Genomic DNA, 20908 nt, shown 5'->3' on the forward strand with positions numbered 1-20908 from the left:
CACCACCACCAGCAGCAGCACCAGACGGTCTCCGCCACAAGCGGGGCCCAGCAACCTCGCCGGCCGACAGGGCAACTCACTGACGGCGGGCACGGGCACCAGTCCCGCCCGCTCGGGCGGAACGCACCACCGGGCCACCGCTGTCCCTGTTCCACTTCCTCGTGAGGACGGTTCCCCATGGCGCTCCAGCCAACCCAGCCCTCGGCACCGACGAGCCTCGTGCCGCCGCACCGCCGCTTCTCCGCGATCCCGGACGCCACGGGCATGTACGACCCGGCGAACGAGAAGGACGCCTGCGGCCTCGCGATGGTCGCGACCCTGCGCGGCACGCCCGGACACGACATCGTCGACGCGGCGCTCGGTGCGCTCCGGAACCTCGAGCACCGCGGTGCCGTGGGCTCCGACGCGGGTACCGGTGACGGCGCGGGCATCCTGTGCCAGGTGCCCGACGAGTTCCTCCGGGCCGTCGTGCCCTTCGAGCTGCCGGCAGCGGGGGAGTACGCCGTCGGTACCGCCTACCTGCCCCTCGACGACGACGCGCGCCACGCGGTGAAGGGTGCCGTCGAGCGGCTCGCCCGCGAAGAGGGCCTGAAGGTCCTCGGGTGGCGCGAGGTCCCGGTGCGTCCGGAGGTCCTCGGCACGCTGGCCCGTGCCGCGATGCCGGCGTTCGAGCAGCTGTTCGTCGCCTCCATCCGGCACGACGTGCACGGTGCCTCGTGGAGCGGCATCGCGCTGGACCGCCAGGCCTTCCGGCTCCGCAAGCGCGCCGAGCACGACAACGACCTGTACTTCATGTCGCTGTCGAGCCGCACCATGGTCTACAAGGGCATGGTCACGACGCTCCAGCTCGAGCCGTTCTACCCGGACCTCAGCGACGAGCGCTTCGCTTCGAAGCTCGCGATCGTGCACTCGCGGTACTCCACCAACACGTTCCCGTCGTGGCCGCTCGCGCAGCCGTTCCGGACGATCGCCCACAACGGCGAGATCAACACGGTGCGCGGCAACCGCAACTGGATGCGCGCGCGCCAGTCGCAGCTCGAGAGCGAACTGCTCGGCGACATGGCGCCGCTGCTGCCCATCGTGAGCCCGGGGGCGAGCGACTCGGCCTCGTTCGACGAGGTCCTCGAGCTGCTGACCCTGACCGGCCGGACCCTGCCGCACGCCGTGTCGATGATGGTGCCCGAGGCGTGGGAGAACCAGGTCGGGATGGATCCGGACCTCCGCGCGTTCTACGAGTACCACTCGATGCTCATGGAGCCGTGGGACGGCCCCGCCGCGATCACCTTCACCGACGGCTCGCTCGTCGGCGCCACCCTCGACCGCAACGGCCTGCGCCCCGGACGCTTCCTGGTCACGGACGACGGCCTCATCGTCATGGGCTCCGAGACGGGCGTCATCGACGTGCCGGCCGCCAAGGTCGTGCGCAAGGGCCGCCTGCGTCCGGGCCGGATGTTCCTGGTGGACACCGAGGCCGGGCGCATCATCGAGGACGACGAGGTCAAGCGCGAGCTCGCCGCCTCGGGGCCGTGGGGAGACTGGCTCGAAGCCGGCCGCATCAACCTCAACGACCTGCCGGAGCGCGAGCACATCGTGCACACCCCGGCCTCGGTCACCCGACGGCAGCGCGCGTTCGGGTACACCGAGGAAGAGGTCCGGATCCTGCTGCGCCCGATGGCGGCAGCGGGGGCCGAACCCCTCGGTGCGATGGGTTCGGACACCCCGATCGCCGTGCTGTCGGAGCGTCCGCGGCTGCTGTTCGACTACTTCACGCAGCAGTTCGCGCAGGTGACCAACCCGCCGCTCGACTCGATCCGCGAGCAGGTCATCACCTCGATGGGGATGGGACTCGGTCCGGAGCGCAACCTGCTCTCCGCCGGCCCCGAGCACGCGAAGCAGATCACGCTCGACTTCCCGGTGATCGACAACGACCAGCTCGCCAAGGTCCAGCACTTCGAGACCGAGTCGGGTCGCCACCTGACCGTCACGATCAAGGGCCTGTACCGCGTCGACGCCGGCAAGAAGGCGATGCAGAAGCGCATCGCCGCCGTGTGCGACGAGGTCGACGCCGCGATCGAGTCCGGCAAGCAGTTCATCGTGCTGTCCGACCGCGACGGCAACTCCGAGCAGGCACCGGTGCCGAGCCTCCTGCTCCTCGCCGCGGTCCACCACCACCTGATCCGCACCGAGCAGCGGATGAAGGTCGGGCTCATCGTCGAGGCCGGCGACGTGCGCGAGGTCCACCACGTGGCGACCCTCATCGGGTACGGCGCCTCGGCGATCAACCCGTACCTGGCGATGGAGACCTGCGAGAACCTGGTCCGAGCCGGCATGATCCCCGGGATCACACCGGAGCAGGCCGTCAAGAACGTCATCAAGGCGCTCGGCAAGGGCGTCCTGAAGATCATGTCGAAGATGGGCATCTCCACGGTGTCCAGCTACGCGGGCGCACAGGCGTTCGAGGCCGTCGGGCTCAGCCAGGAGTTCGTCGACAGGTACTTCACGGGCACCTCGTCGATCCTGGGTGGCGTCGACATCGACGTCATCGCCAAGGAGAACGCCGAGCGGCACGCCCAGGCGTACCCGCAGGACGGCGCGGTGCTCTCCCACGAGCGGCTGCAGATCGGTGGCGAGTACCAGTGGCGCCGGCAGGGCCCGCCGCACCTGTTCAACCCGGACACGGTGTTCCGCCTGCAGCACGCCACCCGTGCTCGCCGGTACGACATCTTCCGCGAGTACTCGAGCGCCGTGGACGACCAGTCCGAGCAGCTCATGACGCTCCGCGGGCTGTTCCGGTTCAAGCAGGGCGCTCGGAAGCCCATCGCGCTCGACGAGGTCGAGTCGATCGAGTCGATCGTCAAGCGGTTCAACACGGGTGCGATGTCGTACGGGTCCATCTCGAAGGAGGCCCACGAGACGCTCGCCATCGCGATGAACCGACTCGGTGGCCGATCGAACACGGGCGAGGGTGGCGAGGACGTCGACCGGTTGCTCGACCCCGAGCGTCGCAGCGCGATCAAGCAGGTCGCCTCCGGCCGCTTCGGCGTGACGAGCATGTACCTGACGCACGCCACCGACATCCAGCTCAAGATGGCGCAGGGCGCGAAGCCCGGCGAGGGCGGGCAGCTGCCCCCGGCGAAGGTCTACCCGTGGGTGGCCCGCACCCGGCACGCCACCGCGGGCGTCGGGCTCATCTCGCCGCCGCCGCACCACGACATCTACTCCATCGAGGACCTCAAGCAGCTGATCTTCGACGTCAAGCGCGCCAACCCGGCCGCGCGCGTCCACGTGAAGCTCGTGAGCCAGTCCGGCATCGGTGCGGTCGCGGCCGGCGTGACGAAGGCCCTGGCCGACGTCGTGCTCGTGTCCGGCCACGACGGCGGCACCGGCGCGAGCCCGCTGAACTCGCTCAAGCACGCCGGCACGCCGTGGGAGATCGGCCTGGCCGAGACCCAGCAGACGCTCATGCTGAACGGCATGCGCGACCGCGTCGTCGTGCAGGTGGACGGGCAGATGAAGACCGGGCGCGACGTCGTCGTGGCCGCGTTGCTCGGGGCCGAGGAGTACGGCTTCGCCACCGCACCACTCGTGGTCGAGGGCTGCATCCTGATGCGCGTCTGCCACCTGGACACCTGCCCGGTCGGCGTCGCCACGCAGAACCCCGAGCTCCGCAAACGGTTCTCCGGCAAGCCCGAGTTCGTCGTCAACTTCTTCCAGTTCATCGCGCAAGAGGTCCGCGAGCTCCTCGCCGAGCTCGGCTTCCGCAGCCTCGACGAGGCGATCGGGCAGACCGACGCGCTCGACGTCGACCGTGCCGTCGAGCACTGGAAGGCCTCCGGGCTCGACCTCGCGCCGGTGCTCAAGGGACCGCGCTTCGACGACGCCGAACCGCGCCGCCACCACCGCGAGCAGGACCACGAGCTGGACCAGCACTTCGACGTGCAGCTCATCCAGCAGACCGCGGACGTGCTCGACCACGGCGGTTCGATCGCGCTCGACCTGCCCATCCGCAACACCGAGCGTGCCGTCGGCACCATGCTCGGCCACCAGGTGACCCTGCGACACGGCGAGCACGGTCTGCCGAACGGTTCGATCGACGTGACGCTGCGCGGTTCCGCCGGGCAGTCGCTCGGCGCGTTCCTGCCGGCGGGCATCACGCTGCGGCTCATCGGCGACAGCAACGACTACGTCGGCAAGGGGCTCTCCGGCGGCCAGATCGTCGTCCGTCCCGACGCCGGTTCGGGCTTCGACCCCGCCGAGAACGTCATCGCCGGCAACGTCATCGGGTACGGCGCCACCCAGGGCAGCATGTTCATCCGCGGCATCGTGGGTGAACGGTTCCTGGTGCGGAACTCCGGTGCCACAGCCGTCGTCGAGGGCGTGGGCGACCACGCGCTCGAGTACATGACGGGCGGGCTCGCGCTCATCCTCGGCGAGACCGGCCGGAACCTCGGTGCCGGTATGTCCGGTGGGACGGCGTACGTCCGTGGGCTCCGCGAGGAGCACGTGAACACCGACGCCCTGCTGTCCGGCGAACTCCGGCTCGAGGCGCTCGACAGCGCCGACGTCGAGATCGTCACCGACCTGCTCACCCGGCACGCCGACGAGACGGGGTCGACGCTCGCGTCCGACCTGCTGGCGTCCGGAGACCTGAGCGACTTCGTCAAGGTGCTGCCGCGCGACTACGCGGCGGTGCTCGAGACACGCAGACAGGCCGTCGACGAGGGGCTCGACCCCGACGGTGACATCGTTTGGAACAGGATCATGGAGGTGACCGGTGGCTGACCCCAAGGGATTCCTGAAGGTCCAGGAACGCGAACTGCCGCCCCGGCGACCCGTGCCCGTGCGGCTCATGGACTGGAAAGAGGTCTACGAGCAGCAGGAGTCCGGTGTCCTGAAGCGCCAGGCCGGCCGCTGCATGGACTGCGGCGTGCCGTTCTGCCACCAGGGCTGCCCGCTCGGCAACCTGATCCCGGAGTGGAACGACCTGACCTGGCGCGGTGAGGGCCGGCAGGCGATCGAGCGCCTGCACGAGACGAACAACTTCCCGGAGTTTACGGGTCGGCTCTGCCCGGCACCGTGCGAGTCGTCGTGCGTGCTCGGCATCAACCAGCCCCCGGTGACGATCAAGCAGGTCGAGGTCTCGATCATCGACCAGGCGTTCCAGAACGGCTGGGTCACCCCGCACCCGCCGGAGCGCCTGACGGGCAAGACCGTCGCCGTCGTGGGCTCCGGCCCCGCCGGCCTCGCCGCCGCGCAGCAGCTCACGCGTGCCGGCCACACGGTCGCCGTCTACGAGCGGGACGACCGCATCGGCGGCCTGCTCCGCTACGGCATCCCGGACTTCAAGATGGAGAAGCGCCAGATCGACGCGCGCCTCGCCCAGATGCAGGCCGAGGGCACCCGGTTCCGTGCCGGGGTCGAGATCGGCAAGGACATCACCTGGGACGACCTGAAGTCGCGCTACGACGCGGTCGTCGTCGCCACCGGTGCCACGGTGCCGCGCGACCTCCCGATCCCGGGGCGTGACCTCGAGGGCGTGCACTTCGCGATGGACTACCTGGTCCAGCAGAACAAGGCGAACGCGGGCACGACGGTCGACAACCAGATCACGGCCGAGGGCAAGCACGTCGTCGTCATCGGCGGTGGCGACACCGGCGCGGACTGCATCGGCACCGCCCACCGCCAGGGCGCGTTGAGCGTGACGAACCTGGCGATCGGCAAGCAGCCGCCGCTCGAGCGCCCGTCCGACCAGCCGTGGCCGATGTTCCCGACCGTGTTCGAGGTCACGAGCGCCCACGAAGAGGGCGGCGAGCGGCACTTCCTCGCCTCCACCGTCGAGTTCCTGTCGAACGACGCCGGCGAGGTCCGTGCGCTGCGGGTCGCCGAGACCGAGTACCTCGACGGCCGACGGGTCCCGAAGGCGGGCAGCGAGCGGGAGATCCCGGCCGACCTCGTCCTCATCGCGATGGGCTTCACCGGCCCCGAGTCGGACACGATCGAGCCGCAGCTCGGGCTGCCGACGACGGTCTCGGGGGCGCTCGACCGCCGTGCCGACTACGCGACCAACGAGGCCGGGGTGTTCGTCGCCGGCGACGCGGGTCGTGGGCAGTCGCTCATCGTCTGGGCGATCGCCGAGGGCCGTGCCGCGGCCGCACAGGTCGACGAGTACCTCGAGGGCTCCACGATCCTGCCGGCACCGGTCAAGGCGACCGACCGGGCGATCTCCGTCTGATGTCGGACGCACACCAGATGTCGGACCGCCGCCGGACGGCGGACCGTCTCCACCAGATGCTCACGCTCCCGTGAGCGTGAGGCCACCAGCACTCGGTAGGGTGCTGGTGGCCTCGATCCGTTCCGCGCGGCCCCACAGCGCGGAAACCCAAGCTCCATCCACCACCACGAAGGAATCCATTGAGACGCGCAAAGATCGTTTCGACGCTCGGACCGGCAACGTCGGACTACGAGACCGTCAAGGAGATCATCGAAGCGGGCGTCGACGTCGCCCGCCTCAACCTCAGCCACGGTGACTACAGCGTCCACGAGGCCAACTACGTCAACGTCCGTCGTGCCGCCGAAGAACTCGGCAAGCCCGTCGCGATCCTCGTCGACCTGCAGGGTCCGAAGATCCGTCTGGCACGCTTCGCCGACGGCCCGCACGACCTGGCGGTCGGTGACGTCTTCACCATCACGACCGAGGACGTCCCGGGCTCGAAGGAGATCTGCGGCACGACGTTCAAGGGCCTGCCGCAGGACGTCAAGCCCGGCGACCCGCTGCTCATCGACGACGGCCGTGTCCGCCTCCGTGTCCTCGACACCGACGGCGTGCGGGTCCGCACCGAGGTCGTCGTCCCCGGCACGGTGTCCAACAACAAGGGCATCAACCTGCCCGGTGTCGCCGTCAACGTCCCCGCGCTGAGCGAGAAGGACGAGGCCGACCTGCGCTGGGCGATCCGCCAGGGCGCCGACCTCATCGCGCTGTCGTTCGTGCGCAACGCGAGCGACGTCGTGCGTGCCCACGAGATCATGGACGAAGAGGGCAAGCGCCTGCCGGTCATCGCCAAGGTCGAGAAGCCCCAGGCCGTCGACGCCCTCGAGGAGATCATCGACGCCTTCGACAGCATCATGGTCGCCCGCGGTGACCTCGGCGTCGAGCTCCCGCTCGAGGCCGTCCCGATCGTGCAGAAGCGCGCCGTCGAGCTGTCCCGCCGCATGGCCAAGCCGGTCATCGTCGCGACGCAGATGCTCGAGTCGATGATCTCGTCGCCGATCCCCACCCGCGCGGAGACCTCCGACGTCGCCAACGCCGTCCTCGACGGTGCGGACGCGGTCATGCTGTCCGGTGAGACGAGCGTCGGTGAGTACCCGGTGCAGACCGTCCGCACCATGGCCCGCATCGTCGAGTCCACCGAGGACCACGGTCTCGAGCGCATCGCGCCACTCGGCACCAAGCCGCGCACCCTCGGCGGTGCGATCACCCTCGCCGCCGTCGAGATCGCCGAGTTCACCGAGGCGTCGTACCTCTGCGTCTTCACCGAGTCCGGTGACTCGGCCCGCCGCATGTCGCGTCTGCGCCACGGTCTGCCGATCATCGCCTTCACCCCGAACGAGGCCACGCGCCGCCGGATGGCCCTCACCTGGGGAGTCCGTTCGTTCCTGGTGGAGCGGAAGACCCACACCGACGAGCTCTTCTCGCAGGTGGACGACGTCCTCCTCGAGAACGGCCTGGCCGCTCCCGGCGACCGCGTCATCGTGACGGCCGGGTCCCCTCCCGGCATCGAGGGCTCGACGAACGACCTGCGCGTGCACCGGGTGGGCGACGCCCACGCCGAGGCCGCCCCGGCCTACGTCCGGGACTGATCCGAGGGATCCGTCGCCACCAGGGCGCGGACTGGAGGCCCGGCGCGAGCAGCGTCGACCGCCCCCGGTCCGCGCCCTGCCGCGTCTCCACGGCCCTGGTGGTGACCGGACGTCGGCCGCAGGCGGCAGGATGGTCGCTGTGAGCCTCCGATCCGACACCCCGGCGTCGCGCGCCGACGTCCGCCGCTGGCGTCGCTACCTGGCCGACGAACGTGCCGAAGCGGCCGTGTACCGCAACCTCGCTGCCCGCCGTTCCGGCGAGGAACGCGAGATCCTCGCCGCGCTGGCCGAGGCCGAAGGGCGGCACGCCGACCACTGGCTCGACCTGCTCGGCGACGACGTCGGACGACCGGAGCGGGGGAGCCTGCGCACCCGGGTGCTCGCCGTGCTGGCCAAGCGGTTCGGGTCGGTCTTCGTCCTCGCGCTCATGCAGCGCGCCGAGGACCGCTCGCCGTACGCCGACGACTCGGACGCGACCGCGCGGATGGCCGCCGACGAGCGGATCCACGGCGAGGTCGTGCGCGGGCTCGCGAACCGTGGCCGGATGCGGCTCTCCGGCACGTTCCGGGCGGCGGTGTTCGGCGCGAACGACGGCCTGGTGTCGAACCTGGCGCTCATCATCGGCATCAGTGCCTCCGGGGCCGACCGGCACTTCGTGCTGCTGAGCGGCATCGCCGGCCTGCTCGCCGGCGCGTTGTCGATGGGGGCGGGGGAGTACGTCTCCGTCCGGTCGCAGCGCGAACTGCTCGAGGCGTCCGCGCCGCATCCCGAGGCCGGCAGGGCGGTGTCGGACCTCGACGTCGACGCGAACGAGCTCGCGCTGGTCTACCGGGCGCGCGGGATGTCCGAGGCCGAGGCGACCGAGCACGCCGCGCAGGTGCTGTCCGGCATCGGCGAGCGGCGGCCGGCGACGGGTCCGACCGCGGTCGCGGACGACCACGAGGCGGTCGGCACCGGGCTGAGCGCCGCGGTGTCGAGCTTCTGCTTCTTCGCCTCGGGCGCGGTCATCCCGGTGCTGCCGTTCCTGTTCGGCATGCAGGGGTGGCCGGCGATCGCCGTGGCCGGCGGGCTGGTGGGCATCGCCCTGCTCGGCACCGGTGCCGTCGTCGGCGTGCTGAGCGGAGCGTCCCCCGGCAAGCGGGCCTTCCGGCAGCTCGCCATCGGGTTCGGTGCGGCGATCGTCACCTACGCACTCGGGCTGCTCTTCGGCACCGGGTCAGCCTAGCGGCGGACGGCGGCGCGCGCCGGCTACCGGCGGACGGCGGCGCGCGGCGGCAGGAGCAGCAGGGCCGCGGCCCCGACGACGATGAGCGCGATGCCGGCGAAGACCATGAAGACGGTCAGCGCGAGTCCGGGCGCGACGAGCACGACGATGCCACCGATGATCGACAGCACGCCACTGACGACCGTCGGGACGCGTGACGATCCCGGGTGTCCGACGAAGCCGCCGACGATCGCGGCGACCCCCTCGATCAGGAACCCGACCCCGGCGAGCACGGCGTAGACGACGAGCGGGATCGCCGGGTCGAGCAGCGTCACGAGCCCCGCGACCGCGACCAGGCCGCCGACGATGCCGGACGTCCACCGCCACACCGGGCGGGTACCGTGGCCCCGCACCGCGGCGAAGACGCGCAGTGCCCCGGCCACGACGAGGTACACGCCGAACAGCAGGGCCACGAGCACGAGCGACGGGCGGGGCCAGACGATCGCCACGATGCCCAGTGCGATGGCGACGACGGCGGTGACGACGACGAACACCCGGAACGTCCTGACGGCACGAGAATCCACGAGCGCTCCTCCCTGTTCGCCGGCGCTGGTGTCCAGCACGCTACCCGTCGGAGCCGCGGGCCGTGCAACGACCTGCAACCCCCGCGGTCGTACGGTGCGGAGCAGGCGCGCGACCCGTGCGCCCCGACAGCGTCGTCGAAAGGGCACCACCATGACCATCGCACCCTCGCCCACCAGCTACGCCGCACCCGGCGAGCCCGGCTCCCTGGTCGAGTACCGATCCCGGTACGACCACTTCATCGGCGGTGAGTACGTGCCGTCCGCCAGCGGGCAGTACTTCGAGAACCCGACGCCCGTCACGGGCAAGGTCTTCACCGAGGTCGCACGCGGTGACTCCACGGACGTCGACCGCGCCGTCGCCGCCGCCTGGAAGGCGTTCCCGGCCTGGGGCCGGACGAGCGCGGCCGAACGTGCCGTCATCCTCAACAAGATCGCGGACCGCATGGAGGAGCACCTCGAGATGCTCGCCGTCGCCGAGACGTGGGAGAACGGCAAGCCGATCCGCGAGACCCTCGGCGCCGACATCCCGCTCGCGATCGACCACTTCCGGTACTTCGCCGGGGCGATCCGTGCGCAGGAGGGCTCCGCCGGCGAGATCGACCACGACACCGTGGCCTACCACTTCCACGAACCGCTCGGCGTCGTCGGGCAGATCATCCCCTGGAACTTCCCGATCCTGATGGCCGTGTGGAAGCTCGCACCGGCCCTCGCCGCCGGCAACTGCGTCGTGCTGAAGCCCGCCGAGCAGACCGCGGCGTCCATCCACGTGCTCGTCGAGCTCATCCGCGACCTGCTTCCCGCCGGGGTGCTCAACGTCGTCAACGGCTTCGGCATCGAGGTCGGCGCACCGCTCGCGCAGCACCCCGACATCCGGAAGATCGCCTTCACGGGGGAGACCACCACCGGGCGGCTGATCATGCAGTACGCGTCGCAGAGCCTCATCCCGGTGACGCTCGAGCTCGGCGGCAAGAGCCCGAACGTGTTCTTCCCCGACGTGGCGGCCGAGAAGGACTCCTTCTACGACAAGGCGCTCGAGGGCTTCACCTTCTTCAACCTCAACCAGGGCGAGGTCTGCACGTGTCCGTCCCGGGCACTCGTGGCGAAGGAGATCTACGACGGGTTCGTCGCCGACGGCCTGGAACGCGTGCGTGCGGTCAAGCAGGGACACCCGCTCGACCTGTCGACGATGATCGGCGCCCAGGCGTCCAACGACCAGCTCGAGAAGATCCTGAGCTACATCGACATCGGCAAGCAGGAGGGCGCGAAGCTCCTGACCGGTGGCGAGCGCGCCGACCTGGGCGGCGAACTCTCCGGCGGCTACTACGTCACGCCGACGGTGTTCGAGGGCGACAACTCGATGCGGATCTTCCAGGAGGAGATCTTCGGGCCCGTGCTCGCCCTGACGTCCTTCAGCGGCTACGACGACGCGATCGCCACGGCCAACGACACCCTGTACGGGCTCGGCGCCGGGGTGTGGAGCCGAGACGTCACGACCCTGTACCGCGCCGGACGTGACATCCAGGCCGGGCGCGTGTGGTCGAACACGTACCACCAGTACCCGGCGGGTGCGGCCTTCGGCGGCTACAAGCAGTCCGGCATCGGGCGCGAGAACCACAAGATGATGCTCGACCACTACCAGCAGACGAAGAACCTGCTCGTCTCCTACGCCGATGGACCGATGGGCTTCTTCTGATGCCCGACACCGCACGCGTCGCGGTGACGCCGGTGGCGGAGGAGCTGCTGCGCACCCTCACCGCCCGGCACGGCCCGCTGATGTTCCACCAGTCCGGCGGCTGCTGCGACGGCTCGAGCCCGATGTGCTACCCCGTCGGCATGTTCCGGACCGGCCCGGGGGACGTCCTGCTCGGCGCGTTGCAGGTCGACGGCCTCGAGCCGGTCGAGGTGTACATGTCGGTGTCGCAGTTCGAGTACTGGAAGTACACGCACCTGACGATCGACGTGGTCGACGGTCGGGGCGGCGGGTTCTCGGTCGAGGTCCCCGAGGGCAAACGGTTCCTGACCCGGTCGCGGATGTTCGACGACGCCGAGCTCGCCGATCTCGGCCTGGTCCCGCGCGTGGCCCGGACGTAGGCTGACCGTACGCGTCGCGACGGAGCGGCGGGTGGGGTCGATCGGAGGACGCATGCGCGCACCCGGTCGGCTCCGCCCGCTCGTCGCCGCGTCCTGGCAGCGGTCCGCCCGGGTCGACCCCGACGCCACCCCGGTCCTCGCCCTCGACGACGACGAACTCGACGCCGTACGACACGACGGCCCGCTCTCCACCCTGCTGCCGGTGGTCCGTCGGCTGCTGCTCGACGACTCCCGCTCGGCTGGCTGCGTCGTCGCCGTCGCGGACGCCGCGGGTCGTCTCGTCTGGGTCGACGGCGCCCGCTCCACGCGTCGTGCCGCCGAGGACATGGGCTTCGTCCCCGGAGCCGACTGGTCGGAGGACCGCGTCGGCACCAGCGCGCCCGGCACGGCACTGCGTCTGGACCGTCCGGTGCAGATCCGGTCCGACGAGCACTACGCGAACGCCGTCAAGCCGTTCTCGTGCACGGCCGTCCCGGTGCACGACGCGAGCGGTGCCACGGTGGGGGTGCTCGACCTGACGGGCGACGACCGCGCCGTCGAGCGGCACACGCTGCCGCTGCTCGCCGCCACGGTCGCCGCCGCCGAGGCCCGGCTGGCCCTGGCCGCGGTCCGTCCACGCGCGCGGACACCCCGCGTGCCGCCGGCCCGACTGACCGTGCTCGGGACCGACACCGCCGTGCTCCGGATCGCCGACCGCCGGGTCGAGCTGTCCGCCCGGCACTCCGAGCTGCTCGTCGTGCTCGCCGCGCACCCCGACGGCCTCGCGGCGACCGACCTCGCCGCGGCCGTCTACGGTGACCCGGGCTCGGTCGTCACCCTGCGCGCCGAGGTCGTCCGGCTCCGGCGGGTCCTCGCGCAGCACGCGCCGGACGTGACCGTGACGTCGCGGCCGTACCGGCTGGCCGGGGTCCGGACCGACGTCGACGGCGTGCTGTCCGCGCTCGAACGCGGGGCGCGCCTCCAGGCCGTCGACCGGTACGCCGGACCGGTCCTGCCGGGCTCCGCCGCACCGGGCGTGGACGCGGTCCGTGACCTGGTGCGGCTGCGGTTCCGCGAGTCGGTCGTCGCCGACGGCGGCGTCGACGCCCTGCTCGCGTGGGCGCGCACCCCGGACGGTGCGACCGACGCGCTCGTGCTGCGCGCGCTGCTCGCGGTGCTGCCGCGGCGGTCGCCGCGACGAGCCGGTCTCGTGACGGCGATCGAGGCGCTCGAGGGCTCCTGAGACGGTCGACGACGGGCCGGGAGGCACGGGTCGGGCTGGTAGTGTTGGCCTCCTCGCGAGTGTGGTGGAATCGGCAGACACGGGGCACTCAAAATGCTCTGCCTCACGGCGTGCGGGTTCAAGTCCCGCCACTCGTACCAAACCGGTGGGTCTGGGATACGGCACTTCCGTCGTCTAGTAGGCTTTCGTCCGTGAGTGACACAGAAGCAACAGCACCAGCACCCCGTCGCGTCGTCGTCGCCGAGGACGAGTCGCTCATCCGCCTCGACATCGTGGAGATCCTCCGCGACAACGGGTTCGACGTGGTCGGTGAAGCCGGTGACGGTGAGACCGCCGTCCAGCTCGCGACCGACCTCCGCCCCGACCTCGTCGTGATGGACGTCAAGATGCCCCAGCTCGACGGCATCTCCGCAGCCGAGAAGCTGTCCAAGAACCACATCGCGCCCGTCGTCCTGCTGACCGCGTTCAGCCAGAAGGACCTCGTCGAGCGTGCGACCGAGGCCGGCGCGCTGGCCTACGTGGTCAAGCCCTTCACCCCGAACGACCTGCTCCCCGCAATCGAGATCGCCCTGTCGCGCTACCAGCAGATCATCACGCTCGAGGCCGAGGTCGCGGACCTCGTCGAGCGCTTCGAGACCCGCAAGCTCGTCGACCGGGCCAAGGGCCTGCTGAACGAGAAGATGGGCCTCACCGAGCCCGAGGCGTTCCGCTGGATCCAGAAGGCATCGATGGACCGCCGCCTGACCATGCACGACGTCGCGAAGGCGATCATCGAGCAGCTCAGCGCCAAGAAGTAGTCCAGCGCACCACCGTCGCTCACGGAACGCCGCCGCCCCACCCGGGTCCGGTGGCGTTCCTGCGTCCGGGGGCGGGGCGTGTGCCGCGACCACCTGGCAGGCTGGAGCCATGGACGACGTGGTGATCCGGGCCTCCCGACCTGACGACATGCCGGCGGTGGCCGACCTGCGGTGGCGGTGGAGCGTCGACGAGGGCGGCGCGCAGCCGGCGGCGAGCGTGGAGGCCTACCGCGATGCGATGACGGCCTTCGCGGCCGACCACGCGGAGTCGCACCGTTGCGTCGTCGCGGAGCGGGACGGCGTCGTGCTCGGGATGGCCTGGCTCGGGCTCGTCGCGCGACCGCCACTGCCGGACCGGCCGGGGCACCGACTGACCGCCGACGTGCAGACGGTCTACGTGCACCCGGAGCTGCGAGGCTCCGGCGTCGCCGGACGGCTCGTGACGGCGCTGCTCGCGGTCGCCGACGAACTCGGCGTGGAGCGGACGTCGGTGCACTCGAGCGTGGACGGCGAGCGGCTCTACCGGCGGCTCGGGTTCGGCGATGCCCGCCTGTTGCTGCAGCGGCCGCCGGAGGACTGAGTGGTCAGTTCGTCGGTCAGCGACGCTCGCGGATCATGTTCGTGATCCGCACCGTGGAGCACCGGCGACCCTGGTCGTCGGTCAGGACGATCTCGTGGGTGGTGAGCGTGCCGCCCAGGTGGATGGCGGTGCACGTGCCCGTGACGATGCCGCTCGTCGCGCTGCGGGAGTGCGAGGCGCTGAGCTCGATGCCGACGGCGTAGCGGCCGGGCCCGGCGTGCACGTTCGCGGCCATCGACCCGAGGCTCTCCGCCAGGACGACGTAGGCGCCGCCGTGCAGCAGGCCGACCGGCTGGCGGTTGCCCTCGACGGGGATCGAACCGACCGCCCGCTCAGCCGAGAGCTCGGTGATGACCATGCCCATCTTCTCGGCCAGCTCGCCCATGCCGCGTTCGTCGAGGCGGGGATCGATCGTGGTCGATGTGGTGTCGTCGGTCACGGTCTGCGTCGACCTTCCGTGTCAGCGGGCGTCGGTAGGCTGTCCGGGTGTCGGACTCCGCAAAGCCTACCCTCATGGTCATCGACGGCCACTCGCTCGCCTTCCGGGCCTTCTACGCCCTGCCGGTCGACAGCTTCGTGAACCGCGAGGGGCAGCACACCAACGCGATCCACGGCTTCATCTCGATGCTGCTGATGCTGCTGCAGCGCGAGAAGCCCACCCACCTGGCGGTGGCGTTCGACATCTCCCGGTTCTCGTTCCGCACGCGGGAGTACGCCGAGTACAAGGGCACCCGCTCCGAGACCCCGGCCGAGTTCAAGGGACAGATCCCGCTCCTGCAGCAGGCGCTCGAGGCGATGGGCATCACCACCGTCACGAAAGAGGACTACGAGGCCGACGACATCCTCGCGACCCTCTCCAAGCAGGGTGCCGACCAGGGCTTCACGGTCTACGTGGTCTCCGGTGACCGCGACTCGATCCAGCTGGTCAACGACGACGTCACGCTGCTCTACCCGTCCGTCCGCGGTGTCTCCGAACTCACCCGCTACGACCGCGACAAGGTCTACGAGCGCTACGGCATCGAGCCCCACCAGTACCCGGACATCGCCGCGCTCGTCGGGGAGACCAGCGACAACCTGATCGGCATCGACAAGGTCGGCGAGAAGACGGCGGTCAAGTGGGTGACCCAGTACGGGTCGCTCGACGGCGTCCTCGAGCACGCCGACGAGATCAAGGGCGTCGTCGGCAACAACCTGCGCGAGCAGCGGGACCGGGCGATCCGGAACCGCCGGCTCAACCGCCTGGTCACCGACGTCGAGCTGCCCGTCGGTCCCGCCGACGTCGCGCTCCGCCCGGTCGACGAGACCGCGGTGCGCGAGCTCTTCGCCAAGCTGCAGTTCCGCACGCTGCTCGACCGCGTCTTCAAGGTGGCCGGGTCGGGCGACCCCGCCGAGCCGGCGGCCGAGGGCACCGTCGATGAAGGCGCGCCGACCCCGCCACCGGTCAAGACCCTGATCGACGAAGAGCTCGGCTACTGGCTCGAGCGCCGCAACGCGACCGAGGCGGCGAACGGCTACGGCGTCGCGGTCGAGGTCATCGACGGACGCCTCAGCGCCATCGGCATCGCGACCCACGACGACGCCGTACTGGTGCCGGGCGGCAGCGGTGCGAAGGACTACGAGCAGCTCTCGGCCTGGTTCGCCTCCGACGCCCCGAAGCACTTCCACGACGCCAAGGCCGCCATCAAGGCGCTCGGCACCGCCGGCTTCGTCGTGAACGGCATCGCCGGCGACGCCCGGATCATGGGGTGGCTCGCGCAGCCCGGCAAGCAGGGGCAGCCGCTGTCCGACCTCGTCTACCAGGAGCTCGGCGAGGAACTGCCGACGGCCGACCCGAACCAACTGGTCCCCGAGACCGATCCCGTGAACGTCGGGGTGCACGCGTGGTTCGTGCTCCGCGTCACCACCGCCCTGCGCGCCCGGATCGACGCGTCCTCGCTGCAGGTCCTCGACGACATCGAGCTGCCGCTCGTGTCGGTGCTGGCCGGCATGGAGACCATCGGTGTCGGCATCGACCGCCCGGTGCTCACCGGCCTGTCGAAGGAACTCGGGGAGCGCGCCGCCGAACTCGCCCAGCAGGCGTTCGCCGAGATCGGGCACGAGGTCAACCTCGGGTCGCCGAAGCAGCTGCAGGAGGTCCTGTTCACCGAGCTCGCGATGCCGAAGACCCGCAAGACCAAGACCGGGTTCTCGACCGACGCCGCGAGCCTGGCCGACCTGCAGGAACAGCACCCGCACCCGTTCCTCGGGCTCCTGCTGCAGCACCGCGACGCCACGAAGCTCCGGCAGATCGTCGACACGCTCGACGCCGCCGTGGTCGACGGGCGCATCCACACCCGCTACGAGCAGACCGGTACGAGCACCGGCCGGGTCTCGTCGACCGACCCGAACCTGCAGAACATCCCCGTGAAGACGGCCGTCGGTCGCCGGATCCGGTCGGCCTTCGCGGTCGCTGAGCCGTACACGACGCTCGTGACCGCCGACTACTCGCAGATCGAGATGCGGATCATGGCGCACCTCTCCGGCGATCCGGGGCTCATCCAGGCCTTCAACGAGGGCGAGGACCTGCACCGCTTCGTCGGTGCCCGGGTCTTCGGGGTCGACCCGTCCGAGGTCTCCAACGAGATGCGCACCAAGGTCAAGGCGATGTCCTACGGCCTGGCCTACGGGTTGAGTGCCTTCGGCCTGTCCAAGCAGCTGCGCATCGAGCAGTCCGAGGCCCGCACCCTGATGACCGAGTACTTCGCCCGCTTCGGTGCGGTGCGCGACTACCTGCGCAACGTCGTCGAGCAGGCGCGCGAGGACGGCTACACCGAGACGATCTTCGGACGCCGCCGCCCGTTCCCCGACCTGAAGAGCCCGAACCGGGTCCTGCGCGAGAACGCCGAGCGGGCCGCGTTGAACGCCCCGATCCAGGGTTCGGCCGCCGACATCATCAAGATCGCGATGCTCGGGGTCGCCGACGACCTGCGCGAGGGCGAGCTGCAGTCGCACCTGCTGCTCCAGGTGCACGACGAGCTCATCCTCGAGGTCGCGCCGGGTGAGCAGGAGCGTGTCGAGGAGATCCTCCGCACCCGGATGGGCAGCGCCGCCGAGCTGAGCGTCCCGCTCGACGTCTCGGTCGGCGTGGGGCCGAACTGGGAGAGCGCCGCCCACTGACCCGGGCGGCTCGGGAGTCCTGCCGACCCGCGGGTCGGTAGGGTCGGGGCATGAGCGAAGAGCGTCCTGTCCGCCAGCCGTCCGCCGTCGACTGCGTCGCCGAGGACTGGGTCACCACCCTCGTCGACCTCGACCCGACGACCGCCACGTACATCGGCGTCCCGGGACGCACGGGGGAGTACGGCGACACCTCGCCCGCCGGTGCCGCGGCGATGGCCGAGGCCGCGCGCGGTGCGAAGCGGGCACTCGACGCCGCTCCCGCCGTCGACGCCGTGGACCAGGTGACGAAGGCCGACCTCGGCGCCGAACTGGACCTCGTGCAGGAGTCGTACGAGCGCAAGCTGCACCTCCGTGACCTCAACGTCATCGCGAGTCCGGCGCAGTCGGTCCGCGAGATCATCGACCTGATGCCGACCGCCACCGAGGGGGACTGGCAGGACATCGCGAGCCGACTGCACGCGCTGCCGGACGCGCTCGAGGGCATCCGCGAGACCCTGCTCGAGGGCACCCGCGAAGACGTCACCCCGGCCAAGCGCCAGGTCGCCCTGGTCGCCGAGCAGGCAGCGAGGAACGGCGCCGAGGACGGCTTCTTCGCCCGCCTCGCCGAGGGTGCCGCGTTCGACGACGGTTCGCCGGTGCCGGACACGCTCCGCGCCGAGCTCACCCGTGGTGCCCAGGTCGCCGCGGCCGCCTACCGGTCGCTCGGGCAGTTCCTGGAGCACGAGCTGCTGCCGCTCGCCACCCCCGTCGACGCCGTCGGTCGCGAGGCCTACGAGTTGCACTCGCGCCGGTTCCTCGGTGCGGTGGTCGACCTCGACGAGACGTACGAGTGGGGCCTCGAGGAACTCGCGCGCATGCGGGACGAGCAGGAGCGCATCGCCGACCGCATCGAGTCCGGCGCGAGCGTCGCCCGGGCGATCGAGGTGCTCGACACCGACCCGTCCCGGATCCTGCACGGAACCGACGCGCTGCAGCGGTGGATGCAGGAGACGAGCGACGCGTCGATCGCCGCGATGGCCGGTACCTACTTCGACATCCCGGACCCGATCCGTCGCCTGGAGTGCCGGATCGCTCCCACGCAAGAGGGAGGCATCTACTACAGCGGCCCCTCCGACGACTTCTCCCGTGCCGGCCGGATGTGGTGGTCGGTGCCCCAGGGCGTCACCGAGTTCGGCACCTGGCGCGAGAAGACGACGGTCTACCACGAGGGCGTCCCCGGACACCACCTCCAGATCAGTCAGGGCGTCTACAACCGCGGCGAGCTGAACACCTGGCGCCGGCAGCTGTCCGGGTCCTCCGGGCACGTCGAGGGCTGGGCGCTGTACGCCGAGCGACTGATGGAGCAGCTCGGGTTCCTCGACGACGACGGCGACCGGCTCGGCATGCTCGACGGGCAGCGGATGCGTGCGGCCCGCGTCGTGCTCGACATCGGCGTGCACCTGCAGAAGACGAACCCCGACGGCGGCGGCTGGACGTGGGAGTACGCGCTCGACTTCATGGGGCAGAACGTGAACATGGACCCGGCGTTCGTCCGGTTCGAGGTCGCGCGGTACTTCGGGTGGCCGGGGCAGGCACCGTCGTACAAGGTGGGTCAGCGCGTCTGGGAGTCCATCCGCGACGAGGTCGCTGCGCGCGAGGGAGCGGACTTCGACCTGAAGGCGTTCCACCACCGTGCGCTGTCGCTCGGCAGCATCGGCCTCGACACCCTCCGGACCGCCCTGGTCGGGTGACGCGCCGTCGACACGCCCGGTTGTGGGGCCTCCGCCGGTGCGGTTAGACTTGTGCGGCGCAATCCGCGCCACTCAATCAATCGCCACGGCGGTGCACCACGGGGGCCGAGTCCCCGCACGCCATGGCCCGACTCATGTCCGTTCGGAGCAATCTCTACATGACAACCACTACGACCAAGGCTCCTAAGCAGGTCGCCATCAACGACATCGGTTCGGCTGATGACTTCCTGGCCGAGGTCGAGAAGACCCTGAAGTTCTTCAACGACGGTGATCTCATCTCCGGCACCGTCGTGAAGATCGACCGCGACGAGGTTCTCCTCGACGTCGGTTACAAGACCGAGGGCGTCATCCCCTCGCGCGAGCTCTCGATCAAGCACGACGTCGACCCCAACGAGGTCGTCGAGGTCGGCGACGAGGTCGAGGCCCTGGTTCTCCAGAAGGAGGACAAGGAAGGCCGCCTCATCCTGTCGAAGAAGCGCGCGCAGTACGAGCGTGCGTGGGGCGACGTCGAGAAGATCAAGGAGTCCGACGGCGTCGTGACCGGGACGGTCATCGAGGTCGTCAAGGGCGGTCTCATCGTCGACATCGGCCTCCGTGGCTTCCTCCCCGCTTCGCTCATCGAGCTCCGTCGTGTCCGCGACCTCACGCCGTACCTCGGCCAGGAGATCGAGGCCAAGATCCTCGAGCTCGACAAGAACCGCAACAACGTGGTCCTGTCGCGCCGTGCGCTCCTCGAGCAGACGCAGTCCGAGTCCCGGACGACGTTCCTCAACAACCTCCACAAGGGCCAGGTCCGCAAGGGCATCGTGTCCTCGATCGTCAACTTCGGTGCGTTCGTGGACCTCGGCGGCGTCGACGGTCTCGTCCACGTCTCCGAGCTCAGCTGGAAGCACATCGAGCACGCCAGCGAGGTCGTCGAGGTCGGTCAGGAAGTCACCGTCGAGATCCTCGAGGTCGACCTGGACCGCGAGCGCGTGTCGCTCTCGCTCAAGGCGACGCAGGAGGACCCGTGGCAGGTCTTCGCCCGCACCCACGCGATCGGTCAGATCGCACCGGGCAAGGTCACGAAGCTCGTCCCGTTCGGTGCCTTCGTCCGCGTTGCCGACGGCATCGAGGGCCTCGTGCACATCTCGGAGCTCTCGAACAAGCACGTCGAGCTCGCCGAGCAGGTCGTCTCGGTCAACGACGAGGTCTTCGTGAAGATCATCGACATCGACCTCGACCGTCGCCGCATCTCGCTCAGCCTCAAGCAGGCGAACGAGGGCGTCGACCCGGAGAGCGACGAGTTCGACCCGGCACTCTACGGCATGCCGACCGAGTACGACGACAAGGGTGACTACAAGTACCCCGAGGGCTTCGACCCGGAGACCAACGAGTGGCTCGAGGGCTACGACACGCAGCGCACCGAGTGGGAGGGCCAGTACGCGGCCGCCCAGGCGCGTTGGGAAGCCCACAAGGCGCAGGTCGCGAAGACCATCGCCGACGAGGCGCAGGGTGGCTTCGACCTCCCGGCCTCGGCTTCCTCGTCGTCGTCGACCTCGTCGTTCGCCGGCGAGACGGGTGGCGCGAGCCCCCTGGCCGACGACGCGTCGCTCGCGGCACTCCGCGAGAAGCTCAGCTCGACCAACAACTGATCGAGCGGTTCGTCCCGACCGGAAGCCCGGCACTCCTGACAGGGTGCCGGGCT

At 70.4% G+C, this 20908-nt stretch carries 14 protein-coding genes and 1 tRNA gene; 13 read left to right on the plus strand and 2 right to left on the minus strand.

The window, feature by feature from the left end; translation table 11 throughout:
- Positions 1-177: 177 nt before the first annotated feature.
- The 4 genes from gltB to H7A73_RS13380 all read left to right on the plus strand — a co-directional run bounded on the left by gltB (position 178) and on the right by H7A73_RS13380 (position 9082).
- Entirely contained in the window at positions 178-4782 is a 4605-nt protein-coding gene (gene gltB, locus H7A73_RS13365; protein WP_411469317.1) for a glutamate synthase large subunit, read from the plus strand.
- Complete coding sequence (locus tag H7A73_RS13370; protein ID WP_182066408.1) at positions 4775-6232, plus strand: glutamate synthase subunit beta; 1458 nt, start codon at positions 4775-4777, stop codon at positions 6230-6232. Before gltB ends, H7A73_RS13370 begins: the two co-directional genes overlap by 8 nt.
- A gap of 179 nt (positions 6233-6411) precedes the next feature.
- Positions 6412-7857, plus strand: a complete 1446-nt coding sequence (gene pyk / locus H7A73_RS13375) for a pyruvate kinase (protein ID WP_110891587.1) — start codon at positions 6412-6414, stop codon at positions 7855-7857.
- 130 nt (positions 7858-7987) lie between these two features.
- Positions 7988-9082 carry a VIT1/CCC1 transporter family protein gene (locus tag H7A73_RS13380; RefSeq protein ID WP_182066409.1) on the plus strand — a complete coding sequence of 365 codons (1095 nt, stop codon included), beginning with the start codon at positions 7988-7990 and terminating at the stop codon, positions 9080-9082.
- A gap of 23 nt (positions 9083-9105) precedes the next feature.
- Here H7A73_RS13380 and H7A73_RS13385 read toward each other — a convergent pair whose 3' ends face one another.
- Complete coding sequence (locus tag H7A73_RS13385) at positions 9106-9645, minus strand: HdeD family acid-resistance protein (RefSeq protein ID WP_173033968.1); 540 nt, start codon at positions 9643-9645, stop codon at positions 9106-9108.
- A gap of 151 nt (positions 9646-9796) precedes the next feature.
- Here H7A73_RS13385 and H7A73_RS13390 point away from each other — a divergent pair, with 151 nt between their 5' ends.
- The 6 genes from H7A73_RS13390 (at position 9797) to H7A73_RS13415 (ending at position 14335) form a co-directional block, all read left to right on the plus strand.
- The gene (locus tag H7A73_RS13390) at positions 9797-11338 is read left to right on the plus strand and encodes an aldehyde dehydrogenase family protein (protein ID WP_182066410.1); all 1542 of its coding nucleotides are present in this window, start codon (positions 9797-9799) and stop codon (positions 11336-11338) included.
- Positions 11338-11736: a DUF779 domain-containing protein gene (locus H7A73_RS13395; RefSeq protein ID WP_182066411.1), complete on the plus strand. Its 399-nt coding sequence runs from the start codon at positions 11338-11340 to the stop codon at positions 11734-11736. The genes H7A73_RS13390 and H7A73_RS13395 overlap by 1 nt, the downstream gene beginning before the upstream one ends.
- Before the next feature lie 52 nt (positions 11737-11788).
- The gene (locus H7A73_RS13400; RefSeq protein ID WP_182066412.1) at positions 11789-12958 is read left to right on the plus strand and encodes a GAF domain-containing protein; all 1170 of its coding nucleotides are present in this window, start codon (positions 11789-11791) and stop codon (positions 12956-12958) included.
- Between the two features lie 55 nt (positions 12959-13013).
- Positions 13014-13098, plus strand: a tRNA-Leu gene (locus H7A73_RS13405).
- 51 nt (positions 13099-13149) lie between these two features.
- Positions 13150-13755: an ANTAR domain-containing response regulator gene (locus H7A73_RS13410; protein ID WP_017887240.1), complete on the plus strand. Its 606-nt coding sequence runs from the start codon at positions 13150-13152 to the stop codon at positions 13753-13755.
- 109 nt (positions 13756-13864) lie between these two features.
- Positions 13865-14335 (plus strand): GNAT family N-acetyltransferase, encoded by a 471-nt coding sequence (locus tag H7A73_RS13415; protein ID WP_182066413.1) that lies wholly within the window; start codon positions 13865-13867, stop codon positions 14333-14335.
- A gap of 16 nt (positions 14336-14351) precedes the next feature.
- Here the strand turns inward: H7A73_RS13415 and H7A73_RS13420 are convergent, their stop codons facing one another.
- On the minus strand, positions 14352-14720 hold the full coding sequence (locus H7A73_RS13420) for a PaaI family thioesterase (RefSeq protein ID WP_051596794.1): 369 nt from the start codon (positions 14718-14720) through the stop codon (positions 14352-14354).
- A gap of 101 nt (positions 14721-14821) precedes the next feature.
- Between H7A73_RS13420 and polA the strand changes: the two genes are divergently transcribed.
- The 3 genes from polA (at position 14822) to rpsA (ending at position 20855) form a co-directional block, all read left to right on the plus strand.
- Positions 14822-17491, plus strand: a complete 2670-nt coding sequence (gene polA, locus H7A73_RS13425; RefSeq protein WP_182066414.1) for a DNA polymerase I — start codon at positions 14822-14824, stop codon at positions 17489-17491.
- A gap of 50 nt (positions 17492-17541) precedes the next feature.
- Positions 17542-19221 (plus strand): DUF885 domain-containing protein, encoded by a 1680-nt coding sequence (locus H7A73_RS13430; RefSeq protein ID WP_182066415.1) that lies wholly within the window; start codon positions 17542-17544, stop codon positions 19219-19221.
- 158 nt (positions 19222-19379) lie between these two features.
- Positions 19380-20855: a 30S ribosomal protein S1 gene (gene rpsA / locus H7A73_RS13435; protein WP_182066416.1), complete on the plus strand. Its 1476-nt coding sequence runs from the start codon at positions 19380-19382 to the stop codon at positions 20853-20855.
- The last annotated feature ends 53 nt before the right edge of the window (positions 20856-20908 follow it).

It is taken from the genome of Curtobacterium sp. ME12 (assembly GCF_903970855.1).
GTDB lineage: Bacteria > Actinomycetota > Actinomycetes > Actinomycetales > Microbacteriaceae > Curtobacterium > Curtobacterium poinsettiae_A.

Coding starts and splice junctions, on each gene's coding strand:
- H7A73_RS13420 (WP_051596794.1), bottom strand. CDS start 14,720: ATGGGCGAGCTGGCCGAGAAGATGGGCATGGTCATCACCGAGCTCTCG.
- H7A73_RS13415 (WP_182066413.1), top strand. CDS start 13,865: ATGGACGACGTGGTGATCCGGGCCTCCCGACCTGACGACATGCCGGCG.
- H7A73_RS13380 (WP_182066409.1), top strand. CDS start 7,988: ATGGTCGCTGTGAGCCTCCGATCCGACACCCCGGCGTCGCGCGCCGAC.
- gltB (WP_411469317.1), top strand. CDS start 178: ATGGCGCTCCAGCCAACCCAGCCCTCGGCACCGACGAGCCTCGTGCCG.
- H7A73_RS13395 (WP_182066411.1), top strand. CDS start 11,338: ATGCCCGACACCGCACGCGTCGCGGTGACGCCGGTGGCGGAGGAGCTG.
- H7A73_RS13430 (WP_182066415.1), top strand. CDS start 17,542: ATGAGCGAAGAGCGTCCTGTCCGCCAGCCGTCCGCCGTCGACTGCGTC.
- H7A73_RS13390 (WP_182066410.1), top strand. CDS start 9,797: ATGACCATCGCACCCTCGCCCACCAGCTACGCCGCACCCGGCGAGCCC.
- rpsA (WP_182066416.1), top strand. CDS start 19,380: ATGACAACCACTACGACCAAGGCTCCTAAGCAGGTCGCCATCAACGAC.
- H7A73_RS13400 (WP_182066412.1), top strand. CDS start 11,789: ATGCGCGCACCCGGTCGGCTCCGCCCGCTCGTCGCCGCGTCCTGGCAG.